At 62.2% G+C, this 9195-nt stretch carries 4 protein-coding genes; 2 read left to right on the forward strand and 2 right to left on the reverse strand.

All coding sequences use genetic code 11. The features are described from left to right. Positions 1–76: 76 nt before the first annotated feature. Both ACW9JE_RS25560 and putA read right to left on the reverse strand, forming a co-directional pair. Complete coding sequence (locus ACW9JE_RS25560; protein WP_457434313.1) at positions 77–1879, reverse strand: acyl-CoA dehydrogenase; 1803 nt, start codon at positions 1877–1879, stop codon at positions 77–79. 245 nt (positions 1880–2124) lie between these two features. Continuing rightward, positions 2125–6078: a trifunctional transcriptional regulator/proline dehydrogenase/L-glutamate gamma-semialdehyde dehydrogenase gene (gene putA, locus ACW9JE_RS25565; protein WP_224533835.1), complete on the reverse strand. Its 3954-nt coding sequence runs from the start codon at positions 6076–6078 to the stop codon at positions 2125–2127. 458 nt (positions 6079–6536) lie between these two features. On the opposite strand from putA, the gene putP reads away from it, so the two are divergent. Continuing rightward, complete coding sequence (gene putP, locus ACW9JE_RS25570) at positions 6537–8021, forward strand: sodium/proline symporter PutP (RefSeq protein WP_457434314.1); 1485 nt, start codon at positions 6537–6539, stop codon at positions 8019–8021. Between the two features lie 283 nt (positions 8022–8304). Beyond that, positions 8305–9141, forward strand: a complete 837-nt coding sequence (locus ACW9JE_RS25575) for a 23S rRNA (adenine(2030)-N(6))-methyltransferase RlmJ (RefSeq protein WP_224533837.1) — start codon at positions 8305–8307, stop codon at positions 9139–9141. The last annotated feature ends 54 nt before the right edge of the window (positions 9142–9195 follow it).

Consider the following 9195-nt stretch of genomic DNA (forward strand, 5'->3'; position numbering starts at 1 on the left):
ATCCCGCACAAAAGATCGCAGCCCACCGCAACCCAAAGTAGGAGCTGCCGCAGGCTGCGATCTTTTTAGGCTTTGGTTAGAACCACTCATCCTGCATGTTCAAGCACACATCATCCCGCGCCTCGAGAATCGCCAGCTCATGGTGGCAAGCCGGGATTTCCCAGGTCAGGAAATACCGCGCCGCCTGCAGCTTGCCGTTATAGAAGGCCACATCCGCCGCATTGCCCTTGGCCAGCCCTTGCTCGGCGCGAATCGCCTGTTCCAGCCAGCGCCAGCCGATCACCGTATGCCCGAACACCTTCAGGTACAGCGCCGAGTTCGCCAGGCTGCTGTTGACCTTGCCTTGGGCCATGTCGGTCAGCAGACCGATGGTCACGGTTTGCAGGCGGGCCACCAGCTTCTCCAGTGGTTCACGCAGCGGTGTCAGGGATTCGAACGCTTGCGCGCGCTCGGCGGTGTCGGCGATCAGGCGGATCAGTTGCTTGAGCCCTGCACCGCCGTTCTGCGCCAGCTTGCGGCCCAGCAGGTCCAGCGACTGAATGCCGTGGGTGCCTTCGTGGATCGGGTTCAGGCGGTTGTCGCGGTAGTACTGCTCCACCGGGTATTCGCGGGTGTAGCCGTGGCCGCCGAGGATCTGGATCGCCAGTTCGTTGGCCTTCAGGCAGAACTCCGACGGCCAGGATTTGACGATCGGCGTCAGCAGATCCAACAGCTCATGGGCTTGCTTGCGCTCGGCTTCGGTCTCGAGGGTGGTTGTGTCGTCGAACAGTCGCGCCGCATACAGACCCAGGTCGAACGAGCCTTCGACGTAGGCCTTTTGCGTCAGCAGCATGCGCTTGACGTCGGCGTGCTGGATGATCGCCACCGGTGCGGTGTTCGGGTCCTTGCTGTCCGGCACGCGGCCCTGCGGGCGTTCGCGAGCGTACTCCAGGGAGTACAGGTAGCCCGCATACCCGAGCATCACCGCGCCCATGCCGACGCCGATCCGCGCCTCGTTCATCATCTGGAACATGTAGCTCAGGCCGTGGTGCGGCTTGCCCACCAGATAGCCGACACACTCACCGTTATCGCCGAAGTTCAGCGCGGTGGAGGTGGTGCCGCGCCAGCCCATCTTGTGGAACAGGCCGGCCAGCAGCACGTCGTTGCGCTGGCCCAGGCTGCCGTCGTCGTTGACCAGGAACTTGGGCACGATGAACAACGAGATGCCCTTCACCCCGGCGGGTGCGTCCGGCAGCTTGGCCAGTACCATGTGCACGATGTTTTCCGACAGCGGGTGATCGCCGCCGGAGATGAAGATCTTGTTGCCCCTCAGGCGATAGGTGCCGTCGGCCGCAGGCTCGGCGCGGGTGCGGATGTCCGACAGGGATGAGCCTGCGTGGGGTTCGGTCAGGGCCATGGTGCCGAAGAAACGGCCGTCGATCATTGGTTGCAGGAAGCGCTGCTTTTGTTCGTCGGTGCCGAAGCTTTCGATCAGGTTTGCCGCGCCCATGGTCAGGAACGGGTACGAGGTGGAGGCGGCGTTGGCCGATTGGAAATGTGCGAAGCAGGCCTGGGACAGCAGGGTAGGCAGCTGCATGCCGCCCGCCTCGAAACTGCGCGCGGCGTTGAGGAAGCCGGCTTCAAGAAAGGCGTCCACCGCCGGTTTGACTTCCGGAATAAGAATCGCCCGGCCGTCCTCGTAGCGCGGCTCGTTCTCGTCGCCCTTGCGGTTGTGCGGTGCGAAGAACTTCTCGGCGATGCTGCGGGCGGTGCCAAGGGCGGCATCGAAGGTTTCGCGGTTGTGCTCGGCGAAACGCTCACGCTGGGTCAGGCCTTCGGCATCGAGGACTTCGTACAGCTCGAAAGCCAGATTGCGGGAACTGAGCAACGTCTCGGACATGGCGGCCTACCTTTTATTGAAGTGGGCCGAGTCTAAGGTGGGGGAATGGAGGAGGTACAGGATGATTGATGAGCGTGATGGTGAGTTGCGGGCACCGCTAATCAAATGTGGGAGCGGGCTTGCTCGCGAAGGGGGCTGATCATTCAACATTGATGTCGACTGATACACCGCTTTCGCGAGCAAGCCCGCTCCCACCAGGATTTGTGCAAGCCGGGCATCTTGTGGGTGCCCGGAGGTATTGCGGATTAACCGATCGTCATCAAGCTCGCATTACCACCCGCCGCAGCCGTGTTGACACTCAACGCCCGCTCGATCACCAGACGCTCCAGCGCAATGTTGGACTCGCCCTGGGACAGACCCTGCACCCCGACGATCGCGCCGGCGCGCTTGGCGACCTGCTGGCATACCGCGCGCAGCTGGTCGGAATGGCCATGATGCAGAACCGCATCGAACACCACTTCGTCCTTATTCCAGTCGGCCACCAGCTTGATGCGCGCCTGAATCTCCTTCGGCAGACGTGCAAGCAGCGCCTTGGACAATTCACCTTCCGGCCATACCGCCGAACCGCCGACAGCCAGGACTGCCGCCAATTGGCTCAGCAGATCGCCTTCGACTTCCGCCAGGCACAGCACGTGTTCACGCGGCAGGATCGCATAGCTGTTGCGCTCGCCGGTCGGGCCGGCCAGGACGCGGGTGACACCGCTTTGCGATTGCGCGGCGAACTGCACGCACAGGGCGCTCAGGTCGGCGAACTTGTTGCTGTCGGCCCAGGCTTTCAGGGCGGTCAGCGGTTTGCTCATGGCTTCACGCAGACGCACGTCCGGCGCCGCGGCTGCATCGGCGCGGGCGAAGGATTGTTCGATTGCGTCTGTAGGACGAGTCGACAGCAGGCGGTACAGGTACAGCGGACCACCGGCCTTCGGACCGGTACCCGACAGACCTTCGCCGCCGAACGGCTGCACGCCGACCACGGCACCGACGATGTTGCGGTTGACGTAGACGTTACCGGCATTGACGGTGTCGATCACCTTGGCGATGGTCTCGTCGATTCGGGTGTGCACGCCCAGGGTCAGGCCGTAGCCGGAGGCATTGATCTGGCCGATCAGCTGGTCGATGTCCTTGCGCTTGTAGCGAACCACGTGCAGCACCGGACCGAAGATCTCCCGCTGCAGTTCGTCGAAGCTTTCCAGTTCTATCAGGGTCGGCATCACGAAGGTGCCGCGCTTGATTTCTTCGGCATCGGCGATCGCCACCTGGTACACGTTGCGACCTTTGTCGCGCATGGCCTGGATGTGTTTCTCGATGCCGGCCTTGGCTTCGGCGTCGATCACCGGGCCAATGTCTACCGACAGGCGCTCAGGGTTGCCGAGACGGCTTTCGGCCATCGCGCCCTTGAGCATTTCGATGACGCGGTCGGCGGAATCTTCCTGCAGGCACAGTACACGCAGGGCCGAGCAACGCTGGCCGGCGCTGTCGAAGGCCGAGGATACGACGTCGATGACCACTTGTTCAGTCAGCGCCGAGGAGTCGACGATCATCGCGTTCTGGCCGCCGGTTTCGGCGATCAGCGGAATCGGGCGGCCCTGGCTGTCCAGGCGACCGGCGATGTTGCGTTGCAACAGGCGCGCAACTTCGGTGGAGCCGGTGAACATCACGCCTTTGACGCGATCATCGCCCACCAGACCGGCGCCGACGGTTTCGCCGCGGCCCGGCAGCAGTTGCAGCACGCCTTCCGGAATGCCGGCTTCGAGCAGCAGGCGCACGGCCTGAGCCGCCACCAGCGGCGTCTGTTCGGCAGGTTTGGCCAGTACCGGGTTACCGGCAGCCAGTGCTGCAGCGACCTGACCGCTGAAAATCGCCAGCGGGAAGTTCCACGGGCTGATGCACACCACAGGGCCTAGCGGGCGGTGAGCGTCGTTGGTGAAATCGTTGCGTGCCTGCACCGCGTAGTAACGCAGGAAGTCCACGGCTTCGCGCACTTCGGCGATGGCGTTGGCGAAGGTCTTGCCGGCTTCGCGGGCCAGCAAGCCCATCAGTGGCTGGATCTCGCCTTCCATCAGGTCGGCGGCACGTTCCAGGATCGCGGCGCGCTCGGCCGGCGGGGTGGCCTGCCAGATCGGTGCGGCGTTCAGGGCGCATTGAATGGCGTTGTCGACGTCATCGACAGTGGCTTCCTGCACATGGCCGACCACGTCACGCAGATCCGACGGGTTCAGCACGGCGCTCGGCGCTTCGTTGCTGGAGGCGCAACCGAGCATCGGCGCGGCTTTCCAGTTGTTGTGTGCGGTGGCCAGCAGCGCGCAGGACAGCGACGCCAGACGATGTTCGTTGGCCATGTCGATGCCGCTGGAGTTGGCGCGCTCGGCACCGTACAGGTCGCGCGGCAGCGGAATGCGCGGGTGCGGCAGGCCGAAACCACCTTCGGCGGTGGCCATCTTCTCGATGCTCGCCACCGGATCGGCTACCAGTTCCTGGATCGAAATCGACTGATCGGCAATGCGATTGACGAACGAGGTGTTGGCGCCGTTTTCCAGCAGGCGACGAACCAGGTATGCCAGCAGGGTTTCGTGGGTGCCGACCGGAGCGTAAACGCGGCACGGACGGTTCAGCTTGCCTTCGGCAACTTTGCCTACAACCTGTTCGTACAGCGGTTCACCCATGCCATGCAGGCACTGGAACTCGTACTGGCCCGGGTAATAGTTCTGACCGGCGATGTGGTAGATGGCCGACAGAGTGTGGGCGTTGTGCGTGGCGAACTGCGGGTAGATGACTTCCGGCACCGACAGCAGTTTGCGGGCGCAGGCGATGTAGGAAACGTCGGTGTACACCTTGCGGGTGTAGACCGGATAGCCTTCCAGACCTTCGACCTGGGCGCGCTTGATTTCGCTGTCCCAGTAAGCGCCTTTCACCAGACGGATCATCAGGCGATGACGGCTGCGGCGAGCCAGGTCGATCACGTAGTCGATCACGTACGGGCAACGCTTCTGGTAAGCCTGTATCACGAAACCGATGCCGTTCCAGCCGGTCAGTTGCGGCTCGAAGCACAGGCGTTCGAGCAGATCCAGCGATAGCTCCAGGCGGTCGGCTTCTTCGGCGTCGATGTTCAGGCCGATGTCGTATTGCTTGGCCAGCAGGGTCAGCGACAGCAGGCGCGGGTACAGCTCGTCCATCACGCGCTCGTACTGGGCGCGGCTGTAGCGTGGGTGCAGGGCGGACAGCTTGATCGAAATGCCCGGGCCTTCATAAATGCCGCGACCGTGGGAGGCCTTGCCGATCGAGTGGATGGCTTGTTCGTACGAGGCCAGATACTTCTGGGCGTCGTGTTCGGTCAGCGCCGCTTCACCGAGCATGTCGTAGGAGTAGCGGAAGCCCTTGGCTTCGAACTTGCTCGCATTGGCGAGGGCTTCGGCGATGGTTTCGCCGGTGACGAACTGCTCTCCCATAAGACGCATGGCCATGTCGACGCCCTTGCGGATCATCGGCTCGCCGCTCTTGCCGATGATGCGGCTCAGGGAGGAAGTCAGGCCGGCTTCGTTGTGGGTCGAAACCAGTTTGCCGGTCAGCAGCAGGCCCCAGGTGGCGGCGTTGACGAACAGCGACGGGCTGTTGCCCAGGTGCGGCTGCCAGTTGCCGGTGCTGATCTTGTCGCGGATCAGCGCGTCACGGGTGCCTTTGTCCGGGATACGCAGCAGCGCTTCGGCCAGGCACATCAGCGCCACGCCTTCCTGGGACGACAGGGAGAATTCCTGAAGCAGGCCCTGAACGATGCCCGCGCGGCCGCCGGCACTCTTCTGGTTGCGCAGTTTTTCGGCAATCGAGGCGGCGAGCTTGTTGGTGGCTTCGGCCATCGGTGCCGGCAGGCGCGCCTGCTCGATCAGCATCGGTACCACTTCCGGCTCCGGGCGACGGTAAGCGGCGGTGATGGAGGCGCGCAGTACCGATTGCGGCAGGATGCTTTCAGCGAATTCGAGGAAGCACTGGTGGGCGTGATCGGCGTGGACTTCACCGGCGTCGTCAGCGACTGCGGTGGCCGAACCGTTCAGCTCGGTCAGGGTTGCACCACCCTCGAGTTTTTCCAGGTAATTGAAAATTGCCTGCTTGATCAGCCAGTGCGGCGTGCGATCAATCGAGGTCGCGGCGGCCTTGAGGCGTTCGCGGGTCGGGTCGTCAAGTTTGACGCCAAGGGTGGTGGTAGCCATGTTTTTATCCTCATGTTTGCCACGACCGCGTGGCATCAGCTGGCGGCAAGATTAGCTGCGCGCCGATAGAGGTGCAACCCGGTGCAACCCTTTTTTGTAGGAATATTCGGCGCCTCGTCGGGAGTAAATTCTGGTACGAAAGTGCAACCCGTGCTTGGAGCTTTTGGTTCTGAGGGCATGGAAGTGCTAGATCAAAACGGAGTAAAAACTACGGTTTGTCGGTGATTTCGCGTAGGTGCAACTTATTCTCAAGAAATGGGTTGCACCGTATTTGCTTTGGCGAATAGCATTCGTGCCCCAAGGTGCAACCTGCCTAAAACAGGTGCGCCGGCTGATGGCTTTCCTGGGGAAACATCAGTCCTAAATGCGCGGCATCCAGATCCGTCTGTCAAACATCAGCGTTTGCCAGCGGTTTCACCCGCCGCAGCTACATAAAAACAAAGCCAGGGCGTCACTTAATGAGCGTAATGAATCCAACCCTGATCACGTTCGTGATCTACATCGCAGCAATGGTGCTGATCGGCTTCATGGCCTATCGCTCCACGAACAACCTTTCCGATTACATTCTTGGCGGCCGCAGCCTGGGCAGCGTCGTGACCGCGCTGTCCGCCGGTGCTTCCGACATGAGTGGCTGGTTGTTGATGGGCCTGCCGGGCGCCATCTACATGTCCGGCCTGTCCGAAAGCTGGATCGCCATCGGCCTGATCGTCGGCGCGTACCTGAACTGGCTGTTCGTCGCCGGCCGTCTGCGGGTGCAGACCGAGCACAACGGTGACGCCCTGACCCTGCCGGATTACTTCTCCAGCCGTTTCGAAGACAAGAGCGGCCTGCTGCGGATCATCTCAGCCGTGGTCATCCTGGTGTTCTTCACCATCTACTGCGCTTCGGGCATCGTGGCCGGTGCCCGTCTGTTCGAAAGCACATTCGGCATGTCTTACGAGACCGCGCTGTGGGCCGGCGCCGCGGCGACCATCGCCTACACCTTCGTCGGCGGTTTCCTGGCGGTGAGCTGGACCGACACCGTACAAGCCACGCTGATGATCTTCGCCCTGTTGCTGACGCCGATCATCGTGCTGCTGGCCACCGGTGGCGTCGACACCACCTTCCTGGCCATCGAAGCGCAGAACCCGAGCAACTTCGACATGCTGCGCAACACCACCTTCATCGGCATCATCTCGCTGATGGGCTGGGGCCTGGGCTACTTCGGCCAGCCGCACATCCTGGCGCGTTTCATGGCGGCGGATTCGGTTAAGTCGATCGCCAACGCCCGTCGCATCTCCATGACCTGGATGATCCTGTGCCTGGGCGGTACCGTGGCTGTCGGCTTCTTCGGTATCGCGTACTTCTCGGCGAACCCTGAGATGGCCGGTCCCGTGACTGAAAACCATGAGCGCGTGTTCATCGAACTGGCGAAAATCCTGTTCAACCCATGGATTGCCGGTGTGCTGCTGTCGGCCATTCTGGCGGCGGTAATGAGCACCCTGAGCTGCCAGTTGCTGGTGTGCTCGAGCGCCCTGACCGAAGACTTCTACAAAACCTTCCTGCGTAAATCCGCTTCCCAGCTGGAACTGGTCTGGGTCGGTCGTGCCATGGTGCTGGTGGTGGCGCTGATTGCCATCGCGATGGCTGCGAATCCGGAAAACCGCGTGCTGGGTCTGGTCAGCTACGCATGGGCCGGTTTCGGTGCTGCGTTCGGTCCGGTTGTGCTGATCTCCGTGATCTGGAAGGACATGACTCGCAACGGCGCACTGGCCGGCATCCTGGTGGGTGCGATCACTGTGATCGTGTGGAAGCATTTCGAACTGCTGGGTCTGTACGAAATCATCCCTGGCTTCATCTTCGCCAGCCTGGCGATCTACATCGTCAGCAAGATGGGCGCGCCGACTGCCGGCATGCTGCAGCGTTTTGCGGCGGCGGAGAGTGATTACCGCCTGAACAAGTAATTGGCGAGAGCCGACGGCTTGAATGAAAACGGCCCGCTTCCGTGATGGAGGCGGGCCGTTTTTTTGCGTCGGTGTTGTGGAATGCATACTCCTGTGGGAGCGGGCTTGCTCGCGAAAGCGGTGTGTCAGCCGGCAATGATGTGACTGACACGCCCTCTTCGCGAGCAAGCCCGCTCCCACAGGAGTCCCAGTCATGTTGGATTGATGTGTAAGCCGCCCGGCCGCCAACTCCTGACTTGCAGGCCGGCAGAAGGTAAACTTCCCGGCCTTCGCAGGAGCAGCCATGAATTATCGTCACGCCTTCCATGCCGGCAATCACGCCGACGTGTTCAAACACCTGACCTTGACCCGCCTCATCGCCCTGATGTCGCGCAAGGAGCAGCCGTTTGCCTATCTCGACACCCACGCCGGCATTGGTCTGTATGACCTGCAGGGCGATCAGGCCAATCGCACCGGCGAGTACCTGGAAGGCATCGCGCGTCTTTGGAATCAGACGGACCTGCCGATCCTGACCGCCGACTACATGCAGGTGCTGCATGAGATGAACCCGGATGGCCAGTTGCGTTACTACCCGGGCTCACCGGAGCTGGCGCGGCGCCTGACCCGCCGGCAGGATCGCGTGCTGATCAACGAGAAACACCCCGAAGACGGTCTGCTGCTCAAGGAAAACATGGCTGGCGATCGCCGGGTCAAGGTTCACCTGGGGGAAGGCTGGCATGTGCCGCGGGCGTTGCTACCGGTGCCGGAAAAACGCGCGGTGATGCTGATCGACCCGCCATTCGAAAAGCTCGACGAGATGCAGCGCTGCGCATTGTCGATGAAAGAGGCGATCGGTCGGATGCGCCAGACCGTGGCGGCCATCTGGTACCCGGTGAAGGATCAGCGTGCACTACGCCGTTTCTATCAGGACCTGGCCGGCACCGGCGCGCCGAAGTTGTTGCGCGTGGAGTTGCTGGTGCATCCGCTGGACACGCCGAACAGCCTGAACGGCTCCGGTCTGGCGATTGCCAATCCGCCGTGGGGGCTGGAGGAAGAATTGCGTGAGCTGCTGCCGTGGTTGGCCGAGAAGCTCGGGCAGACCCAGGGTGGGTGGAAGATGGACTGGTTGATCGCTGAATAAAGCCTGGATCAAGATCAAAAGATCGCAGCCTGCGGCAGCTCCTACAGATGTACG

It is taken from the genome of Pseudomonas sp. SDO55104_S430 (assembly GCF_054070595.1).

Coding starts and splice junctions, on each gene's coding strand:
- ACW9JE_RS25560 (WP_457434313.1), bottom strand. CDS start 1,879: ATGTCCGAGACGTTGCTCAGTTCCCGCAATCTGGCTTTCGAGCTGTAC.
- putA (WP_224533835.1), bottom strand. CDS start 6,078: ATGGCTACCACCACCCTTGGCGTCAAACTTGACGACCCGACCCGCGAA.
- putP (WP_457434314.1), top strand. CDS start 6,537: ATGAGCGTAATGAATCCAACCCTGATCACGTTCGTGATCTACATCGCA.
- ACW9JE_RS25575 (WP_224533837.1), top strand. CDS start 8,305: ATGAATTATCGTCACGCCTTCCATGCCGGCAATCACGCCGACGTGTTC.